General features: G+C 53.5%; 1 protein-coding gene. It reads right to left on the reverse strand.

The genetic code is table 11. The annotated features are described in order from the left end of the window. On the reverse strand, positions 1-269 hold a 269-nt coding region (locus AOA59_RS31255), incomplete at both ends, for an immunoglobulin-like domain-containing protein (protein WP_371919103.1).

The raw sequence follows: 269 nt of genomic DNA on the forward strand, positions 1-269 counted from the left end.
TTCGCGATGGTGGTGCTGACAGTCGAACCGTTGTTATAGACGTCATTGGCTGGAGTGTTAAACACGGTCGAGCCGACAGTTTCACCGGCCTTGATCGTGATGGTCTGGCCGTTGCTCAACGTTACGGTGACGTCGGTCTGCGCCTTGTTAGTCAAGGTCGCGGTGTAAGTGATGTCACCGCCTTCAACTACAGAGGCTTTATCTGCACTCAGCGAAACCGTGGTGTTGTCGATCGAATCAGTGATGGCTGTTTCAGCTGCCTTCGGATC

The organism is Pseudomonas sp. 2822-15 (genome assembly GCF_002742515.1).
Classification (GTDB): domain Bacteria; phylum Pseudomonadota; class Gammaproteobacteria; order Pseudomonadales; family Pseudomonadaceae; genus Aquipseudomonas; species Aquipseudomonas salomonii.